The organism is Amycolatopsis sp. NPDC114503, from assembly GCF_055633655.1.
In genome coordinates this window covers 1-17,457 of record NZ_JBVKDT010000017.1, presented here as the reverse complement: position 1 = coordinate 17,457, position 17,457 = coordinate 1, and the positions used below count along the sequence as shown (strand labels likewise).

Sequence of the window (17,457 nt, the reverse complement as noted above, 5' to 3'; positions counted from 1 at the left end):
GGTCAGACGACGAAGCCGCCGTCCACCTCGAAAACGCTGCCGGTGATGTAGGAGGCGCGTTCGGAAACCAGGAAAGACACCAGGTCGGCGACCTCTTCCGGCCTGCCGAAGCGGCGCAGCGGAACGGCCCGCAGCATCTTCTCGCGGGTCGCTTCGCTGAGCTTGCCGAGCATGTCGGTCTCGATCAGGCCCGGCGCGACGGAGTTGACGCGCACCCCGTACCGGCCGACCTCTTTGGCCAGCGCCTTCGTGAAGCCGAGCACCCCGCTCTTGGCTGCGGAGTAGTTGGTCTGCGTCGGATTGCCGTGCACGCCGGACACCGAGGAGAGTGTCACCACGCTTCCGGTGCGGCGTTTGATCATCCGGAACACGGCGGGACGGCACGCGTGGAAGACGCCGTCGAGATTCGTGCGCAGGACACTCGACCAGTCCGGCTCGGACATCAGCGCGAGCGAACCGTCCCGGGTGATCCCCGCCGAGGTGACCAGCGCGTCCGGCGCGCCGAACTCGTCAGCCGTGCGCTCCACCCACGCCGTGACCGCCTCGCCGTCGGCCACGTCGACCTGGCTGGCCTCGACCCGAACTCCAAGGTCGAGAACCTCCTTGACCAGCCCGTCCGCCGCGGTTTGGTTGCTGTGATAGCAGAAAGCGACGTCGAATCCGTCCTGTGCCAGGCGGAGCACGACGGCCCGGCCGATCCCGCGGGAGCCGCCGGTGACGAGCGCGGTTCTGCTCATCGGGGCTCACCGCCGAGCTGCAGCAGCGCGCAGGCCACCGAACCGTCGTCGTCGCAAGCGGTGACGACAATATGGTCCTGTTCGCCGTGATCGGCTCCGTCCGCGATGCTGAGCACCGAGGCCAGACCGAACAACGCGGTCGCCGCCGAGGTATCGCCGATGAGATCCACCGGCGGCACGCGGTCCGTCACTTCGTCGCCGAACAACTGCCGCAGCGTCACGTCCTCCGGCCGCTCCGACCCAGCGGGGAACCCACTGCCGACCGCCGCCCACACCCGTTCCGCCGCAACGCCAGACCGTTTCAGCAGCGAGGACACGGTGGCGTGCAAGGTTCCGGCGAGGTCGCCGTCGAGGCAGATCCGCGAGTCGATGCCGGTCAACGTCGCCAGCACGCTGCGCGGATCGGCCGAATCCGCCGGTTCCAGCAGGAACATCGCACAGCCTTCGCCGAGCGTCGCCGACCCGCCGCGCCGGTGGTGCTCCAGCCACGACCGCGCATCGGAATTTTCTTCGGCGGCACCGCACAGCACCTGCGCCGCGCGTTCGGTCATCAGCAGGCGGCGGGCGTAGTTCAGCGCCTGCAACCCAGTGGTGCGACCGGCGGCGATCGTCGCGTTGGGCCCCTTGAGCCCGTGCCAGATCGCGGCCTGCCCGGCCGCGCAGTTCATCACCGTGCCGGGAACGGCGGCGGGCTCGACGTGGTCGGGCTGTTCGCCGGTGATCGACGCGCGGGTCAGGTCCATCATGCTCTGCGCGCTGCCGGTCGTGGTGCCGAGCACGAACCCGATGTGCTCGCGGTCGCCGTCCGGAGCCAGTTCCATGTCGGCGAGCAGCTGCTGCGCGGCCGCCACGGTGAGCCCGCTGACCCGGTTCATCGCCCGGGTTTTCTTGCGGCCGAACATTTCGCGCACGTCGAAGCCGGGCACGACGGCCGCCGGATCGCCCGGTCCTCCCGGGTCGACGGCGGGCTCGCGCCGGGAGCGAACGCCGTCGGCGAACGCTTGCCGGCCGTAGCCGAAGGGGGAAATGGCCGTCCAGGCCGAGATGACCGGACGGTGCCGAGCAGGTGCGGTCATCGCACGGCCTCTTCTCGGGGTTGCCGCTCGTACCGGCCGAGCAGGACCACGGCGTTGTTGCCGCCGAAGGCCCAGCCGTTGTTCTGCACGATGTCGAGGTCGGCGTCGACGGATTCGTTGGGCACGCAGTCCACCGGGCAGTCCGGGTCGGTGTCGCGGTGGTTGATGGTGGGCGGGATGAACTGCTCGGTGAGCGCGATCGAACAGCCGATCGCGGCCAGCGCGCTCGCCGCGCCCATCGAGTGCCCCAGCATGGACTTCATCGACACCGTCCGCGGCGGCTTCGGCCCGAAGAGGTCGCGGATCGCGGCGGATTCGGTCATGTCGTTGGCTTTCGTCCCGGTGCCGTGCGCGGAGATCAGGTCGATCTCGGCGGGTTTGACCCCGGCGTCGGCCAATGCCAGTTCCATGCAGCGGGCGATCCCGGCCTGATGCGGCGCCACCGGATGGTGCGCGTCGCAGGACATGCCGTACCCCAGCACCTCCGCGTAGATCCGGGCGCCGCGGGCGAGCGCGGAGTCCAGGCTCTCCAGCAGGAGGATGCCCGCGCCCTCGCCGGTGAGGATGCCCATCCGGTTGCGGTCGAAGGGACGGCAGCAGTCCGGGGCGATGCTGCGCAACCGGTAGAACGAGGTGAACGTCTTGCGGCACAGCGCATCCGCGCCGCCGCAGAGGGCGAACTCCGCGTCCCCGCACCGGATCGCGTCGAGCGAGTTGCCGATGGCGTAGTTGCCCGCCGAACACGCCGTCGCGATGGTCCCGGTCTCGACGTCGGTCAGCTCCAGCTCGCGCGCGATCGACGTGGCGAGCCGGCCCGCGGAGGTGCGGCGCACCAGTCGCGGGTCGAGCCCGGCCAGCCCGGCGGAGAGTTCCTGCGCCACCAGGCCGTCGAGTTCGTGCGCCTCGCCGTCGGTGCTGCCCACCGAGACGAGCGTGCGCGCGGCGCGCAGGGTTTCCAGCGGCAGCCCCGAATCCTCGACGGCGAGGCGTGCGGCGGCGGTGGAGAACCGGCTCGCCCGGCCGAGATCGCCGGGGTCGAGCGTGCGAATCCACTGGGCGGGCTCGAAGTCGGTGACCTCGCAGCCGTTGTCGTGGGCGAACCCGGTGGTGTCGAACACCGAGATCGGCCGGACGTTGCTGCGCCCGGCGCGCAGCGCGGAGGTGAACTCCCGGACGCCGATGCCGATGCTGGACACGACACCGCATCCGGTGATGACGACTCGGCGTCCGATGCTCGTCGACATGGTCTCTACCAGCTCGCGGATTCCGACACGACCTCGTACACCGCGCGCAGGTTGGTCATCCTGGCGAACTGCGCCTGGTCGATCGTGACGCCGAACTTCTTCTCCAGCGCGGCCAGCACGTCCATCAGCGACAGCGAATCCGCCTCGTGGTCGTCGGCGAAATCGCTGGTTTCGGTGAGCTCGGCGTCGTCGAGTTCGAGGTGCGTGCAGACGATCTCGCGGATCTGCTGCATGCGTTCGGAGACGGCTGTCGTCATGGGGGCACTCCCGATAGTCAGGGACCGGTTCTGGGACCGGCCCGAAACTAGCGGCGAGCGGTGACACCCGCCTGACCCCGTTCTGACAGGCCCCTGACGCCCCTGATCCGTCGGCGCGCTGTCAGCAGGCGGTCATCGGGGACTGCCATGCTGGCGCCGTGGAAGAGAAACCGACGGCTCAGTCGAGAACCTGGTCCTGCATCAGGATGGACTGGTACAACCGGCGCAGCCCCGGCCCCGGCTCCAGCCCGAGTTCGGCGCTCAGCCACTGCCGGGTGCTGTGGAAGACCGACACCGCCTCGCCCTGCCTGCCGTCGCGGTAGAGCGAGATCATCAGGTACTCGCTGAGCCGCTCGCGGGCCGGGTTCTCGGCGACGAGTTGTTTCAGGTCATGGGAAAGCCCGTGATGTTCCCCGACTTGCAGCCGCGCGGAGATCAGGTCCTCCTGCACGCTCAGCCGATGCTCGTTGAGCTGCTCGGCGGCCATCCGGCAGCGGGTGCAGTCGGCCACGTCGAGCAACGCCGGCCCGCGCCAGAGCCGCAACGCCTGCTCGAACACGGTGATGGCGGCGCGCGGATCCTGGCCGAGCAGGCCCGCGCCGCGCTGTGCCAGAGCGGAGAACCGATGCGCGTCGACCGCTTCGGCGGGCACAGTCATCAGATAACCGCTGCTGACCGTGCGGACCACCTCGCGCTCGCCGGTCACGGTGAACACGAGCTTCCGCAACCGGGCGATGTTGGCCTGCAAGGCGTTGCGCACGTTAGCGACCGGTTTGTCGGCCCACAGTTCGTCCGCGAGAGTGTCCAGGGACAACGGCACCCCCGGCGACAAGGCCAGCAACGCGAGCACAGTCCGCACCTTTCGCGACGCGACTCCGTGCCTCCGGCCGGCTTGCCGAAGGGTCACCGATCCCAATAGCTCAATTTCCATATCTACCCCTGAGGCAAAATAGCCCGTCTCAAGTGACCCCACGCACCGAGCTGTCGGCCGAGCCGAGCATGTCAGAACTTGAAAAGACGGTCTACCTCCGATTGGGGTAATGAGCTGCCGTCATGTTCGACAGTTTCGCGCTCCGAATAGGAAGGACCTCCCGATTTACCGGCCCCGACCTCCCGATGGTGGTGCTGGCACCAGTCAGGACAGTGGTGTTACCTCCCCCAAGGGGCCCTCCTGCGGCGAATACCTTGTCGTACTCGCCGGTACGGTGTTGAATCAATTAACGCGGCCGGGGCGGCGCTGCATTTTTCGATCCGGGGAGAGTTCTATTTGCGGTTCCGGGCAACATTTCTGCCCTTAGTCGCAGAGTCGGCGAATGGTTATTTATTAGCGCTCCGGCGACGCAGGGTGTTTCTGTTGTTCCCCAGAGTCGCCCACGGCATTCGACATCGTGAACGGACTTCCTCGCTTCTCGACAGCTGGGACAGAATCGCTATTGCGCCAGCGTGCAATCTCTCCGCTTCGGCCTGCCGAGTCGTAACAGCGGAATTTTGCGAACTTCTCCCGCTTTCGGCCGGGGAGACCGATGCGCTCGTCCGTCCACTTTGGAGCGACGCCGTATCGCGGACATGAAAAACCCTCCGACCGCCACGGCAGTGCGATCGAAGGGTTTCGGTGCGACTTTTGGAACTAAAGGGACTCGACGCCGGCACCGGACGCGCCGTGGCGCGAAACCTGCCGACCGGTCTCGATCCGCCCTGTCCGGCCCTCCGCGGCGAGCGGCGGACGAGACCGGCGGGCGATCCTTACGAGTCTTTGACCCGCTGACGCATGCCGTCGAGGATCAGCGCGAGGCCGTGCTCGAACATCGCGTCGAAGTCCTTCGTGCCGGTCAGCGCGCGTGCCGAGAGCGGGAACGTCCCGGACTCCTGAGTGTTCGTCACCGCCTCTTCGCGGCCCGCGGCCTGCTGCTCCTCCAGCGTGGAACCGAGCACGAAGTTCGTCAAAGCGCCGACGCCGCGCATCGCGTCGTCGAGGCCGAGGCCGTCCCGCTGCAGCAGGTGCAGCAGGCCCTCCACCGCCTCCCACTGGTCGTCGGTCTGGCTGCTGCGCACCGCCAGCAGCGCCCCGTCGCGGCGGGACAGCATGCCCGCGCGCTGGGTGCGGGCCATCCAGGTCAGCCAGATGTCCCAGGGTTCGCTGGGCTTGGGGATGTCGTGCTGCCAGGCGGTGGCCATCATGGCCGCCGCCATCTCGTCGATCAGTTCCTGCTTGTTCTTGACATGCCAGTACAGGGTGGCCGCCTTCACGCCCAGCTTCGTGGCCAGCCCGCGCAGGGACAGGCCCTCCAAGCCGACCTCGTCCAGAAGTTGAAGGGCGGCTTGCACGATGTCGGCTCGGCTCAGTGCCACGGGTCTCTCCTCGGCGCGCAGTTGACAACCTAACAGTGTTAGTGCTTCACTCTAACACTGTTAGACGTTTTCCTTGTCATCGTTAGATGCCCTTGTTGGATACCACGGCACGGCGTCCCGTGCCAAAGAACCGGATGGGAGATGAGGTGGATGAGCGACGCCCAGGTCGGTGTCCCGCCAGAAGCTGGCCACCCCCGACTGAACCTGGTGGTGGGTGCGCTCGTGCTCGCCTCGCTGCTGGCGGCGATGGACATGATGGTGGTCAACGTCGCGATGTACTCGATCATCAAGGAACTGGACCCGCTGCACGGCGTTGACGACAGCCGCTGGGTCCTGACCGTGTACACCCTCGCGCTCGGCGTGACGACCCCGCTGTACGGCAAGCTCGCCGACCGTCTCGGCGGCAAACGGATCATGCTGGTCGCGCTGGCGATCTTCGTCGGGGGCTCGCTGCTGTGCGGGATGGCGACGTCCATGCCCGCGCTCATCGCGTTCCGCGGCGTGCAGGGCCTTGGCGCGGGCGGGCTGATGAGCGTGGCCATGGTGATCATCGGCCAGCTGGCCCCGCCGCGGGACCGGGCGAAGTACGGCGGTTACGTCGGCGGCGTCACGCTGATCGGCATCATCGCCGGACCGGTGGTGGGCGGGTTCTTCGCCGACACCCACGTCGTGCTCGGCATGACCGTCACCTGGCGCGGGGCGTTCCTGATCAACGTGCCGCTCACGCTGATCGTGGCGGCCGCCGTGGCTCTCGCGCCCAAGGTTCCGGTCGGCAAGCGCGGCGGCCGGGTCGATTTCGCCGGAGCCGTCGCGATGGTTCTCGCGGTGGGCGCCATCCTGCTCACCACCGAGCACGACCTCCTGCCCTACGCCTGGGCGTCGCCGTGGATCCTCGGCGCGGCGGGCGCGGTGCTGCTGCTGATCTTCTTCCTGCTGGAGCGCCGGGCCAGCGACCCGATCCTGCCGCTGTCGCTCTTCCGCAACAGCACGTTCCGGGTCACGGTGATCCTGGCCGTGCTGACCGGTTTCGCCTTGCTGGGCATGGCGTTCTACATGGCGCTGTACATGCGGATCGTGCGCGGGCTCGGTGCGCTCGACACCTGTGTGCACCTGATGCCGATGATCATCGGCATGCTGCTCGGCCTGTTGCTCAGCGGCACGCTGATCTCGAAGTTCAACCGGTACCGCCCGTTCCCGGTCGTCGGCAGCGTGGCCGCCGCCGCGTCGGTCGCGCTGTGCGCCACGCTGGACGAGACCACGTCGTTCTGGCTGGTCAGTTTGTATCTGGCGGTGTTCGGCCTCGGCATCGGGCAGCTCAACCAGGTGCCGACCGCGGCCGTGCAGAACACCGTGGACTTCAGCGACGTCGGCACCGCGTCCACGGCGGCGGCGTTCATGCGGATGATCGGCCAGTCGCTCGGTCCCGCGGTGTTCGGCGCGTTGCTGGCCAGCCGGTTCCTCGCGGAGGTTCCCCCGGCGCTCGCCGGGCGCACCGCGTCGGAGAACGGGTCGATCAGCGTGGCGGGCATGCAACAGCTGCCGACGGAGCAGCAGCATCAGGTGCTCGACGCGTTCCTCAGCGGCCTGCACGCGGTGTTCCTGCTCGGTGCGGCAACCCTCGCGCTGGCGTTCCTGGTGAGCCTGTTCTTCAAGGAGCCGGTGGTGACCGAGGCGGCCAAGGCGGAGCCGGTGACCGACCCGGCCGCGGCTGTCTGATTCCTCCTGCCCCGCGCCCTCGCGCGGGCAGGACCCGAGGGCCCGCCACCCGGCAACCCCCAACGGGTGGCGGGCCCTTCCGCGTCAGCCGGCGGCGAGGTCCTCCAGCGTCCGAACCAACCGCAGCGGGTCCGGCCGCGCCGCCAGCTCATCGCGGACGGCTTCCGCGGCGTGCCGCTGTGCGGGGTCGTCGAGGGCTCCGGCGATCGCGGACCGGATTTCCTCGTACCCGGCGAGGAAACCGGGCAACGTGGCGGAGGCTCCGGTGCGGTCGCAGCGCCGCCCCACCTCGATCGCGTCGTCCGACAACGGCAAGGCCACCTGCGGCACCCCGCACGCGAGCGCGTTCATCAACGGATTGCCGCTGCCGTGGTGCACCACCGCGTCGCTGGACTGCAGCACCAGATGGACCGGAAAGTTGCGCGCCACCCGCACGTTCTCCGGCAGCGGCCCGAGGTGCCGCGCCTGCTCCTCCGCCACCACCAGCACGACGTCGGCGCCGAGTTCGACAGACGCTTTCACCGCGTGCGAAAGAGCTTCCGGCTCATTGCCGAACAGCCCGATCGCCGAACGTCCCCAGAGGATGCACACGTGCTTGCGACCGGACCGGTTGTCCCGCGCCCACACCCACTCCGGCAGGGTGCCGGCGCCGTTGTAGGGCACGTACTGGCTTGCGTGGTGCACGGCATTGCCGTGGTCCGGCAACACCGCGAGCGGGGTCGGGTCGAGGACGTGCTCGGTCTGGCCGCGGTCCCACGGGGCAAGGCCGTGCCGCGCGAACACCCCGGCGGGGTCCGGCAGACCGAGGTTGAGGTGCCCGGTCTCGTTCACCCCGAAGAACCCCGGAGGGCAGTACACCGCAGGGACGCCGGCTACGCGCGCCGCCAGCGGGCCGTCCTCGTTCATCAGGCTGTAGCACACCAAATCCGGCCGCCACGACTTCGCGAACTCGACGACCGCGTCGCTGTTGCCGATGAGCGCCTCGGACATCGACATCCACATCTGGATCTGCACCTGCTCGAGGTCCACGTCTTCGAGCGATTCGAGACGGTCCCCGGTGACCGGGTGCAGCGGCAGCGGCAGCCCGGGCAGAATCCGCGTGCCCGCGGTCTGCTTGAGCAGCAGGCCGAGCCGGGCGAGCGAGTTCATGTCCAGCGGGGCCAGGATCGGCACCGCCGTCAGGCCGGCCCTGCTGACCGTGTCCGCTTGTTGTCCGGCGCACACCACGCGGACCTCGTGGCCCGCGGACTGCAGCGCCCACGCCTGGGCGACCATGCAGAAGTAGTCGCCCGCCCAGTTCGACACCGTGAATAAAACGCGCATACCACACTCCGACCAGCCGAGAAGAGACGATTGCCCCGGCAGTGTCGCGACGGCGGTTCGACCGTGGCTGGACCGGCTGTCCAGCCCGGCCTCCGTCGATTCTGGATCGCGGGTCCAGGCGTGGTTGCGAGCATCGGTCGCCGCCGCCACGAAAGGTGAAGCCAGATGCGACTGCTGTTCACGACGTACTTCGAACGCGCACACCTGCTGCCGCTGGTCCCGCTCGCCTGGGCGGCGCTCGCGGCCGGGCACGAGGTGCGAATGGCGAGCACCCCCGGCCTCATGCCCGCCGTGGACGGCACTGGACTGCCCGGCGCGGCCGTCGGCCGGGACATCGACCTGGAGGCGATCCTCGCCTCCGGCGCGCTCGCGCCGGTCCGCAAGACCGAGTCCGAGCCGGAGGAGGTCATGCAGGCCAGAGTGATGGAGAACATCGCCGGCCTGCTGTGCGAGTTCAGCGAGAACATGGTCGACGACCTCGTCGAGTACGCCAGGGCATGGCGAGCGGACGCCATCGTCTACGACCCCGTCACGTTCGGCGGCCTGGTGGCCGCGACCGCGCTGGGCATCCCGGCCATCGGCCACCTTTACGGGATGGCGCGCTGGCTGCGGCCGGAGTTCAAGGACCTGATCGGCGGCGAAACCTGGCCCCGCTACGAGAAACTGTTCGCCCGCTTCGGCGTCGAGCCGGTGCACGATCCGGTCGCGTGGGTGGACCCGCGCCCGGCGAACATGCGGTGGGCGGAGACGGTGATGGGATCGCCCGCGGCGGAGGCGGTCAATCCGATTCCCATGCGCTACCTCCCGTACAACGGCTCCGGCCGGACGCCGGATTGGCTGACGCGTCCCGGCGAGCGCCCGCGCGTCTGCGTCACGTGGGGGACCAGCCAGCAACGCAAGATGGGACAGCAGGTCATCGACCGCTTCCGCGACGTGGCCGCCACCATCGCCGAACTGGACGTGGAGGTCCTGCTCACCGTCGGCGCGACCGATGAGGAGCAGCGGCAGAGCCTGCGGGGGCTCCCCGGGAACGTGCGCACTGTCGGCTGGGCGCCGTTGAACGGGCTGCTGGCCGGCGCGGACGCGATCGTGCACACCGGCGGCACCGGCACGCTGATGACGGCTGCGGCGTGCGGCGTGCCGCAGCTGGGCGTGACCAAGATCCGCGAGGGCGAGTACAACACGCGGCAGCTCGCCACCACTGGCGCGGGCCTGCATCTGGACCAGGACACCACGGACGCGGGCACGATCCGGGACGCCGTCGCCCAGCTGATCCACGAGCCCCGGCACCGGGACGCCGCGACCGCGCTGCGTGCCGAGATCGAGGCGCAACCGAGCCCGGCGGACGTGGTGGCGGAGCTGGTCACCCTCGGATCCGGGCACTAGGCGAAGTTGAACGGAGAAGGGGCGGACATGCAGATCGTCGGGCGCGGATTCCTCGCCGGGCACTTGCGGAAAATCGCGTCGGCCCATCCGGGGACCGTCGTGCTGGCCGTCGGGGTTTCGGCGACCAGCGAGACCTCACACGACGACTACGGGCGCGAAGCCGCCGTGCTGTACGAAACGGCCGACCGGTGCGCCCGCCGAGGAGAAAGGCTGGTGTTCTTCTCCACCGCGTCCGCGGGCATGTATTCGGTGCCCGGACGTGCGGGGGAGGAGAGCGGGCCGGTCTTCCCGGCCACGCCGTACGGCAGGCACAAGCTCGCGTTGGAGACGGCGCTCGCTTCGTCCACAGCGGACTATCTGATCCTGCGCCTCGCCCACGTGGTGGGACCGCGGCAGCCCGCGCACCAGCTGTTGCCGTCGCTGGCCGCGCAGATCCGCTGGGGCGCGGTGACAATCCAGCGCGGCGCGCAGCGCGACCTGATCGACGTCGACGACGTAGTGCAGATCATCGACGATCTGCTGGCCGCCGGGGTCAGCCGGGAGATCGTGAACGTGGCGTCCGGGGTGGCGATCCCGGTGGAGCAGATCGTGGACCACCTGGAGCTGCGGCTCGGGCGCAAGGCCGAACGGCGGTTCAGCGATTCCCCTCGGGCGCAGGCTGTTTCGGTGGAGAAGCTGCGCGCGCTCGCGCCGTGCGCGGCGGCCATGGACTTCGGACCGGACTACTTCCGCACGGTGCTCGACAAGTACCTGGCGGCCTTCGCCGGAACGCCGTTGTGACCGGCGGCCCCGGATGACTCTCTTCGACGGTTGTTCGACAAGGCCGGGCATCGTGAGGACGAGCCCTCGAACTGGAGGTGGGCATGTCTAGCGATGCCAAAGCACGGATTCTCGAGCAGGTCGCCGAGTATCACGCGCACAGCATCGGCGACCAGGAGTTCGTCCCCGGCGTCACCCCCATCGGGCCCTCCGGCGCCGTGCTCGCCATGGAGGACCGGGTGGCACTGGTGGAGGCCGCGCTGGAGATGCGCATCGCCGCCGGCGTGGTGTCCCGGAAGTTCGAGCGGTCCTTCGCCCGGGTGCTGGGGCTGCGCAAGGCGCACATGACGAACTCCGGTTCGTCGGCGAACCTGCTGGCGTTGGCGGCGCTGACCTCGCCGCAGCTGGGCGAGCACCGGCTGCGTGCGGGCGACGAGGTGGTGACGGTCGCGGCGGGGTTCCCGACGACGATCAGCCCGATCCTGCAGAACAACATGACACCGGTGTTCGTCGACGTGGAACTCGGCACCTACAACACCACGGCGGAACGCGTGCGGGCCGCGATCGGACCGCGCACCAAGGCGATCATGGTGGCGCACGCGCTGGGAAACCCGTTCGAGGCCGAGGAAATCGCCGCACTGGCCGAGGAACGCGGCCTGTTCCTCGTCGAGGACAACTGCGACGCCGTCGGGTCGACCTACCGGGGCCGGATGACCGGCACGTTCGGCGACCTGACGACGGTGAGCTTCTACCCGGCCCACCACATCACCACCGGCGAGGGCGGCTGCGTGCTCACCGACAACCTGGTGCTGGCCCGGATCGTGGAGTCGATGCGGGACTGGGGGCGGGATTGCTGGTGCGAGCCGGGAGAGGACGACACCTGCCGCAAGCGGTTCGGCTACCAGCTGGGCAAACTGCCGGCGGGCTACGACCACAAGTACACGTTCTCCCACGTCGGCTACAACCTCAAGGCCACCGACATCCAAGCTGCGCTGGGGCTGAGCCAGCTGACCAGGCTCGACGAGTTCGGCGCCGCGCGCAGGCGGAACTGGCAACGGCTGCGCGACGATCTGGCCGACCTGCCGGAGTTGCTGCTGCCCTCGGCGACGCCGGGAAGCGACCCCAGCTGGTTCGGGTTCGCGGTGACGCTGACGCCGGAGGCGAACTTCGAACGCGACGAACTGCTGCGGTTCCTCGGCAGCAGGCGGATCGGGACGCGGTTGCTGTTCGGCAGCAACATCACCCGGCATCCCGGCTTCCTCGACCGCGAGTTCCGGGTCGCCGAAGAACTGGCCAACAGCGACATCATCACCGACCGGACGTTCTGGCTCGGGGTGTATCCCGGGCTGACCACCGAGATGATCGACTACGTGGCCGCGTCGATCCGGGAGTTCGTCGCGGCCCGTCGCGGGTAGCGGCCAGCCATCTGTCCACATAGGACTATTCGGAGCAGTGCGGCCGGACTCCACGAGGTCTTGAACCATCCTCGTGGGTTCCTGCCGACGATGGGGAAGTTCCGTCCGATCGGGTCGGAGAAGCCGGCCACCACGTCGATGAGGGGAACGATGTCTGAGCTGAGGATCGGCATTCTGGGAGCGGCCAGAGCCGCGGGCGACGCGCTGATCAGGCCCGCCCGCAAGAACCCGGACGTCTCTGTCGCCGCCGTCGCGGCCCGGGACCTGGACCGGGCCGCGGCGTTCGCCCGCAAGTTCCGGATTCCGCACGCGGTCGAGGGGTACCAGGCGCTGGTCGACGACCCGTCGCTGGACGCGCTGTACATCGCGCTGCCGAACGCCGCGCATGCCGAGTGGACGGTCAAGGCGCTGCGGGCCGGCAAGCATGTGTTGTGCGAGAAGCCGTTGACTGCCAACGCCGACGAGGCACGCGCGGTGGCGAAGGTGGCTGACGCCGAGGGCCGCGTGCTGCTGCACGGGCTGCACTACCGGTACCACCCGCTCGCCGCCCGGATGGGGCAGCTGGCCGAGACCGGCGAGATCGGCCGGATCCGGCACGTCGAAGCGAACCTGTGCTGGCCCAATCTGCGCAAGGACCCGGTCATGGCGGGCTACGAGCTGGCGGGCGGGTCGATGATGATGTGCGGCTGCTACGCCTTGCACTGCGCCCGGCTGCTCGCCGGCGCCGAGCCGGAGGTCGTGTCCGCGTCCGCGAAACTGGCGAAGCCCAATGTGGACAGTGCGATGACTGTCGACCTTCGTTTCCCCGACGGCACCACCGGCCGGATCAGGTGCTCGATGACCCTGCGGCCGCAACCGAAGACGTCGCTGTCGGCGTACGCGATCGGCGACCGCGGCACCATGCGGGTGAGCAACTTCGTGATTCCCCAGCTGTGGCACAAATTCCAGACCGACGTCGACGGGATCCGCCGCATCGAGCGGTTCCGCGCGGGGACCAGCTACGCGCATCAGCTGCGGGCGTTCGTGCGGGCGGTGCGCACCGGGGAACCGGTGCCGACCGGGCCGGAGGACGCGATCGCGCTGATGCGCCTGGTCGACGACTCCTACCAGGCGGCCGGGCTGAGTCCCCGCGCGGGAAGCCCGAGCCTCGACGACACCGCCGGCCGGGCGTGAGACCCGGTGAGAACCCGCTAGGCCCCCATCATCCGGTTCAGGAAGGAAAATCGATGACAACCTCCGTCGTGACACCCAAGGCGCTGCACGCGATGATGCGCGGTTACGTGCAGACCGCGTTGCTGCGCGCGGCTTTGGAGCTGAACGTCTTCGACGCGATCGGCGAGAAGGGCGCGGACGCGGAGCGCGTCGCGCTGGCCGTCGGCGCCGACCCGCGCGGCACGCGGATCCTGCTCGACGCGCTGGCCGCGAACGGCCTGCTCGAAGTCAGCGGGACGGACTACGTCCTCGCGGAAGGCGGCGAAAAGCACCTGCTCTCCAGCAGCCCTCAGTTCTTCGGCCCCGCCGTGAAGATCGGCGTGAGCAAATGGGAGTGGGAGGCCCAGTGGCGGCTGGCCGAAGCCGTGCGCAAGGGCGGCTCGGTGATGGACACCCACGCGCTCACCCCGGATTTCTCGTACTGGGAAGAGTTCGCCGAGCACATGAACTGGTTCCAGAACGGCGCGGCCAACGTGATGGCCGGGCAGCTGAAGCCGTGGGCCGCGGAGCAGGACAGCGTCCGGGTGCTGGACGTGGCGTGCAGCCACGGCTCGTACGGATTCTTCTTCGCCGCCCAGGAGCCGCGCGCGACGATCACCGGTCTTGACTGGCCGCACGTGCTCGAGCACACCAAGCGCAACGCCGAACGGCTGGAGCTCGCCGACCGGTGGACCCCGCTGCCGGGCGACATGTTCGAGGTCCCGCTGGGCGGGCCGTACGACATCGTCATGATCACCAATGTGCTGCACCATTTTTCCGAGGAACAGGCGACCGTCCTGCTCAAGCGGATGGCGAGCGCGGTGCGTCCCGGCGGCCGGATCGCGATCTCCGGGCACACCCGCACCGACACCGACACCCCCTCGACCAACCCGCTGCCGTACATGTTCTCGGTGATCATGCTGGTGATGACCTTCACCGGGGAGACGCACTCGATCAGCACCTACGAGCGAATGCTGAAGGCCGCCGGGTTCGACGGCTTCGCGGTGCACACCGACGAGAACGCGATGCACACCGTGTTCACCGCCGAGCGGGTCTGAGGCCGCCATGACCAGGACGATTGCCCGCGAGATCCCCGAGCAGCTGCGGGACTGGCTGCTGACCGAACACGGCGAAACCGTCGACCCGGACCGGCTTCTGCACGTGCGCAACGAGTTGGAGCGCGTCGTCGCCGACGGCGTGGCCGGCCCGGTCGTCGAGCTCGGGTGCTTCCGGGGCGCGATGACCATCTGGATGCGCGCGGTGCTCGACGCGCTGGGAGACGACCGCGAGATCCACGTCTACGACTCGTTCCGCGGTCTGCCCGAGTCCACCGAGGAGGACGAGATCGTCCTGCCGACCGGGGTGATGACCGCGCGCCGGCACGAACTGATCGACCTGTTCGTCCACTGGGACCGCACCCCGCCGCGGATTCACGCCGGCTGGTTCGCCGACACCCTGCCGACCCAGCTGCCCGACGGCATCGCGTTCGGCTACTTCGACGGCGACCTGTACTCCTCGACGCTGGTCTCGCTGCAAGAGTGCGTGCCGCGGCTGGCTGTGGGCGGAGTGCTCGTGCTCGACGACTACGCCGACCCGGTCGTCAATCCGCGTACCGTGGTGAAATTCCCCGGCGTGAAGCAGGCCTGCGAGGAGTACTTCGGGTCGCCGACACCGGTCGAAGTGCTCGTCGGCGAGGGCGATCTGGCCTACGGCCGGTACCAGCGCATCGGCTGAGCACAGAGGGAGACCTGATGCTGATGATGTCCCGCGGCGTGGTCCGGATCGGAGTATTGGGCTGTGCGAGCATCGCGTGGCGCAAGATGCTGCCCGCGATGGCCGCGGAGCCGTCGATCGACCTCCGGGCGGTGGCCAGCCGCAGCCACGAGCGGGCGGCGGAGTTCGCCGCCCGCTTCGGCTGCGAGCCGGTCGTCGGCTACGAGCGCCTGCTGTGCCGGGACGACGTGGACGCGATCTACCTGCCGCTGCCCGCCGGACTCCACACCGAGTGGATCCGGCGGGCGCTGCTGGCGGGCAAGCACGTCCTGGTCGAGAAACCGAGCGTCACCACTTACGCCGACGCGTGCGAGGTGGTGGCGCTGGCCAGGAAGACCAAGCGGCTTCTGGTCGAGAGCTTCATGTTCCTGCGGCACCGCCAGCACGACGTGGTGCGACAGCTGGTCGGCGACGGCGTGCTCGGCGAGCTGCGGGCGTTCTCCGCCGCCTTCGGAATGCCGCCGCTTCCCGAAGGCGACATCCGGTACTCGCCCGAGCTCGGCGGCAGCGCACTGTTCGACGTCGGCGTCTATCCGGTCCGCGCGGCGCAGCTGTTTCTGGGACCGGAGCTGACCGTCGCGGCCGCGCACCTGCGGCACGGGTCGCATCGGGTGCCGGTCTCCGGCGCCGCGATGCTGACCTCCGCCGCCGGGGTGACCGCCAATCTCACCTTCGGTTACGACCACTACTATCGCGCGTCCTACGAGCTGTGGGGCACCCGCGGCTGCTTGAGCGTGCAGCGTCCGTTCACCACGCCGAGCGACCATCGCCCCGTCATCCGCCTGGAACGCGACGGACGGGTCGAGGAGATCCAGGTCCCGGCCGACGACCAGTTCGCCAATATCGCGCGCGCGTTCGCCGCGACAGTGTCCGAAGTGGACGAATACCGCAAGGAGGGCGAGGACATCCTCCGTCAGGCGAAGCTGGTCGACGACATCAACACGGTTGCTGCTAGCGCGTCTCGACTGGGGTCGTGAATCCGGCGCGGCGAAGCTGCGGATGAGCTGTTCCTCGGGCAGGTCCTCGACGACGTCATTGTCGTCGAGGGCCTGCCCGGTTTTTTAGTGCGGTGGAGCGGGATTGGCATGTCACCCGCGGTGGGATCCGTCGGCCAGCAGGGTGCTGTGCATCGCCGCGATCAGGGTTCGTGCCTGGATGGTGAAGAAGTAGTTCCGCTGCAGGAGTTCGAAATCCAGATGAATCCGTCCGGTATGTCGTCATCGAACTCGTCTCCGGACAGCGGCGGCTGCCAGCGCGTTACGACTGGGGTCGTGATCCCGGCGCGGCGAAGCCGCGAGTGAGCTGTTCCTCGGGCAGGCGCTCGACAACCGTCCCGGTCGCCGAGCGCCTGCCCGAAGCTTTTGGTGCGGTGGAGCGGGAATGGCACGTCACCCGCGGTGAGATCCCTCCGCCAGCAACGTGCTGTGCATCGCCGCGATCAGGGTCCGTGCCTGAATGGTGAAGAAATAATTCTGCTGCAGGAGTTCGGTCGCCTGAGCCACCGAAATCCAGATGAATCCGTCCGGTACGTCGTCATCGAACTCGTCCCCGGCCTCCGCGATGACATACCGGCTCGTCGCCTCGTAGAACCGGGCACCCTCCTCGGACAGCGTCGTGTCGAAGCGCAGCCGTTCCGGCGGCGCCTCGGTGATCGTGTCCCAATACCGCGGCGAACTCGCGTAATTGCCCGGGGTGCATTGGACCGTCGGGCCCAGTTCCGCGACGTCGGGCAGTCCGGCCTCGATCCGGGCGTTGGCCAGCAGGTGCCAGGTCCCGTTGATCTGCTTGACCAGCAAGCCGCACACGCCGCGGCCGGTGGGCGCGACCAGCGGTTGCGCCCACCGGTCGACCTCCCGGTTCGCGGCTCCGATTTCGACGGCGATGATCGAGAAATACTTCCCTTCGTCGTGGGCGATCGCCGAATCGTCGTGGTACCAGCGCTCCGTGTGTTTCAGTCCGATGGACTGGCGGAGCATTTCCGCCCTGGCTTTGACCTCGATGAGGTGCCCGCGGATCTGCGACATGGTGTGCAGCGGCCGTTCCGCGGGACCCGGCAGCGTGTACGTCATGGCGGCCAGGAGCGAGCGGGTGTTCATGTTGATGATGTTGTCGTGGTTGAGGAGGTGGTGTATTTGGCCGATGGTGAGCCAGCAGAAGTCGTCGTGGCGGGGGATGTCCCGGGTGGTTTCGACGATCATGTTGCGGTTGCGTTTGTGGAGGAACCAGGCTCC

16 protein-coding genes are annotated in these 17,457 nt (G+C 68.7%); 8 read left to right on the top strand and 8 right to left on the bottom strand.

The window, feature by feature from the left end; all coding sequences use genetic code 11:
• Nucleotides 1-2: 2 nt before the first annotated feature.
• The 6 genes from ACZ7OI_RS43525 to ACZ7OI_RS43500 form a co-directional block, all read right to left on the bottom strand.
• Entirely contained in the window at nucleotides 3-737 is a 735-nt protein-coding gene (locus tag ACZ7OI_RS43525; RefSeq protein ID WP_470269951.1) for a beta-ketoacyl-ACP reductase, read from the bottom strand.
• Nucleotides 734-1,813 carry a beta-ketoacyl synthase N-terminal-like domain-containing protein gene (locus ACZ7OI_RS43520; RefSeq protein ID WP_470269950.1) on the bottom strand — a complete coding sequence of 360 codons (1,080 nt, stop codon included), beginning with the start codon at nucleotides 1,811-1,813 and terminating at the stop codon, nucleotides 734-736. The genes ACZ7OI_RS43525 and ACZ7OI_RS43520 overlap by 4 nt, the downstream gene beginning before the upstream one ends.
• Nucleotides 1,810-3,057 carry a beta-ketoacyl-[acyl-carrier-protein] synthase family protein gene (locus ACZ7OI_RS43515; RefSeq protein ID WP_470231359.1) on the bottom strand — a complete coding sequence of 416 codons (1,248 nt, stop codon included), beginning with the start codon at nucleotides 3,055-3,057 and terminating at the stop codon, nucleotides 1,810-1,812. The genes ACZ7OI_RS43520 and ACZ7OI_RS43515 overlap by 4 nt, the downstream gene beginning before the upstream one ends.
• Before the next feature lie 5 nt (nucleotides 3,058-3,062).
• A complete protein-coding gene (locus ACZ7OI_RS43510) occupies nucleotides 3,063-3,314 on the bottom strand; it encodes an acyl carrier protein (protein WP_037812007.1) in 252 nt (83 codons plus the stop codon).
• Between the two features lie 178 nt (nucleotides 3,315-3,492).
• Nucleotides 3,493-4,245 (bottom strand): AfsR/SARP family transcriptional regulator, encoded by a 753-nt coding sequence (locus ACZ7OI_RS43505; RefSeq protein ID WP_470269949.1) that lies wholly within the window; start codon nucleotides 4,243-4,245, stop codon nucleotides 3,493-3,495.
• 812 nt (nucleotides 4,246-5,057) lie between these two features.
• Nucleotides 5,058-5,663: a TetR/AcrR family transcriptional regulator C-terminal domain-containing protein gene (locus ACZ7OI_RS43500; protein ID WP_470269948.1), complete on the bottom strand. Its 606-nt coding sequence runs from the start codon at nucleotides 5,661-5,663 to the stop codon at nucleotides 5,058-5,060.
• A 150-nt stretch (nucleotides 5,664-5,813) separates the two neighbouring features.
• On the opposite strand from ACZ7OI_RS43500, the gene ACZ7OI_RS43495 reads away from it, so the two are divergent.
• Complete coding sequence (locus tag ACZ7OI_RS43495) at nucleotides 5,814-7,379, top strand: MFS transporter (protein WP_470269947.1); 1,566 nt, start codon at nucleotides 5,814-5,816, stop codon at nucleotides 7,377-7,379.
• Between the two features lie 84 nt (nucleotides 7,380-7,463).
• Here ACZ7OI_RS43495 and ACZ7OI_RS43490 read toward each other — a convergent pair whose 3' ends face one another.
• The gene (locus ACZ7OI_RS43490; RefSeq protein ID WP_470269946.1) at nucleotides 7,464-8,702 is read right to left on the bottom strand and encodes a nucleotide disphospho-sugar-binding domain-containing protein; all 1,239 of its coding nucleotides are present in this window, start codon (nucleotides 8,700-8,702) and stop codon (nucleotides 7,464-7,466) included.
• 165 nt (nucleotides 8,703-8,867) lie between these two features.
• Here ACZ7OI_RS43490 and ACZ7OI_RS43485 point away from each other — a divergent pair, with 165 nt between their 5' ends.
• The 7 genes from ACZ7OI_RS43485 (at nucleotide 8,868) to ACZ7OI_RS43455 (ending at nucleotide 16,203) form a co-directional block, all read left to right on the top strand.
• Nucleotides 8,868-10,088, top strand: coding sequence for a nucleotide disphospho-sugar-binding domain-containing protein (locus tag ACZ7OI_RS43485; RefSeq protein ID WP_470269945.1), 1,221 nt, complete (start codon nucleotides 8,868-8,870; stop codon nucleotides 10,086-10,088).
• Nucleotides 10,089-10,115: 27 nt separating this feature from the next.
• Nucleotides 10,116-10,868 carry an NAD-dependent epimerase/dehydratase family protein gene (locus ACZ7OI_RS43480; RefSeq protein ID WP_470269944.1) on the top strand — a complete coding sequence of 251 codons (753 nt, stop codon included), beginning with the start codon at nucleotides 10,116-10,118 and terminating at the stop codon, nucleotides 10,866-10,868.
• Nucleotides 10,869-10,951: 83 nt separating this feature from the next.
• Nucleotides 10,952-12,262 (top strand): lipopolysaccharide biosynthesis protein RfbH, encoded by a 1,311-nt coding sequence (rfbH, locus tag ACZ7OI_RS43475; protein WP_470269943.1) that lies wholly within the window; start codon nucleotides 10,952-10,954, stop codon nucleotides 12,260-12,262.
• Nucleotides 12,263-12,412: 150 nt separating this feature from the next.
• Nucleotides 12,413-13,435, top strand: a complete 1,023-nt coding sequence (locus ACZ7OI_RS43470) for a Gfo/Idh/MocA family protein (RefSeq protein WP_470269942.1) — start codon at nucleotides 12,413-12,415, stop codon at nucleotides 13,433-13,435.
• 53 nt (nucleotides 13,436-13,488) lie between these two features.
• Nucleotides 13,489-14,511 carry a class I SAM-dependent methyltransferase gene (locus ACZ7OI_RS43465; RefSeq protein WP_470269941.1) on the top strand — a complete coding sequence of 341 codons (1,023 nt, stop codon included), beginning with the start codon at nucleotides 13,489-13,491 and terminating at the stop codon, nucleotides 14,509-14,511.
• Between the two features lie 7 nt (nucleotides 14,512-14,518).
• Nucleotides 14,519-15,187, top strand: a complete 669-nt coding sequence (locus ACZ7OI_RS43460; protein WP_470269940.1) for a TylF/MycF/NovP-related O-methyltransferase — start codon at nucleotides 14,519-14,521, stop codon at nucleotides 15,185-15,187.
• 17 nt (nucleotides 15,188-15,204) lie between these two features.
• Nucleotides 15,205-16,203 (top strand): Gfo/Idh/MocA family protein, encoded by a 999-nt coding sequence (locus ACZ7OI_RS43455; RefSeq protein WP_470269939.1) that lies wholly within the window; start codon nucleotides 15,205-15,207, stop codon nucleotides 16,201-16,203.
• A gap of 411 nt (nucleotides 16,204-16,614) precedes the next feature.
• Here ACZ7OI_RS43455 and ACZ7OI_RS43450 read toward each other — a convergent pair.
• The coding region (locus ACZ7OI_RS43450; RefSeq protein WP_470269938.1) for an NDP-hexose 2,3-dehydratase family protein at nucleotides 16,615-17,457 on the bottom strand (843 nt) is incomplete at its 5' end.

What these genes read in the sequence shown, in the direction of transcription:
- ACZ7OI_RS43525 (WP_470269951.1), bottom strand. Translation starts at nt 737, where the DNA reads ATGAGCAGAACCGCGCTCGTCACCGGCGGCTCCCGCGGGATCGGCCGG.
- ACZ7OI_RS43520 (WP_470269950.1), bottom strand. Translation starts at nt 1,813, where the DNA reads ATGACCGCACCTGCTCGGCACCGTCCGGTCATCTCGGCCTGGACGGCC.
- ACZ7OI_RS43515 (WP_470231359.1), bottom strand. Translation starts at nt 3,057, where the DNA reads ATGTCGACGAGCATCGGACGCCGAGTCGTCATCACCGGATGCGGTGTC.
- ACZ7OI_RS43510 (WP_037812007.1), bottom strand. Translation starts at nt 3,314, where the DNA reads ATGACGACAGCCGTCTCCGAACGCATGCAGCAGATCCGCGAGATCGTC.
- ACZ7OI_RS43505 (WP_470269949.1), bottom strand. Translation starts at nt 4,245, where the DNA reads ATGGAAATTGAGCTATTGGGATCGGTGACCCTTCGGCAAGCCGGCCGG.
- ACZ7OI_RS43495 (WP_470269947.1), top strand. Translation starts at nt 5,814, where the DNA reads ATGAGCGACGCCCAGGTCGGTGTCCCGCCAGAAGCTGGCCACCCCCGA.
- ACZ7OI_RS43490 (WP_470269946.1), bottom strand. Translation starts at nt 8,702, where the DNA reads ATGCGCGTTTTATTCACGGTGTCGAACTGGGCGGGCGACTACTTCTGC.
- ACZ7OI_RS43485 (WP_470269945.1), top strand. Translation starts at nt 8,868, where the DNA reads ATGCGACTGCTGTTCACGACGTACTTCGAACGCGCACACCTGCTGCCG.
- ACZ7OI_RS43480 (WP_470269944.1), top strand. Translation starts at nt 10,116, where the DNA reads ATGCAGATCGTCGGGCGCGGATTCCTCGCCGGGCACTTGCGGAAAATC.
- rfbH (WP_470269943.1), top strand. Translation starts at nt 10,952, where the DNA reads ATGTCTAGCGATGCCAAAGCACGGATTCTCGAGCAGGTCGCCGAGTAT.
- ACZ7OI_RS43470 (WP_470269942.1), top strand. Translation starts at nt 12,413, where the DNA reads ATGTCTGAGCTGAGGATCGGCATTCTGGGAGCGGCCAGAGCCGCGGGC.
- ACZ7OI_RS43465 (WP_470269941.1), top strand. Translation starts at nt 13,489, where the DNA reads ATGACAACCTCCGTCGTGACACCCAAGGCGCTGCACGCGATGATGCGC.
- ACZ7OI_RS43460 (WP_470269940.1), top strand. Translation starts at nt 14,519, where the DNA reads ATGACCAGGACGATTGCCCGCGAGATCCCCGAGCAGCTGCGGGACTGG.
- ACZ7OI_RS43455 (WP_470269939.1), top strand. Translation starts at nt 15,205, where the DNA reads ATGCTGATGATGTCCCGCGGCGTGGTCCGGATCGGAGTATTGGGCTGT.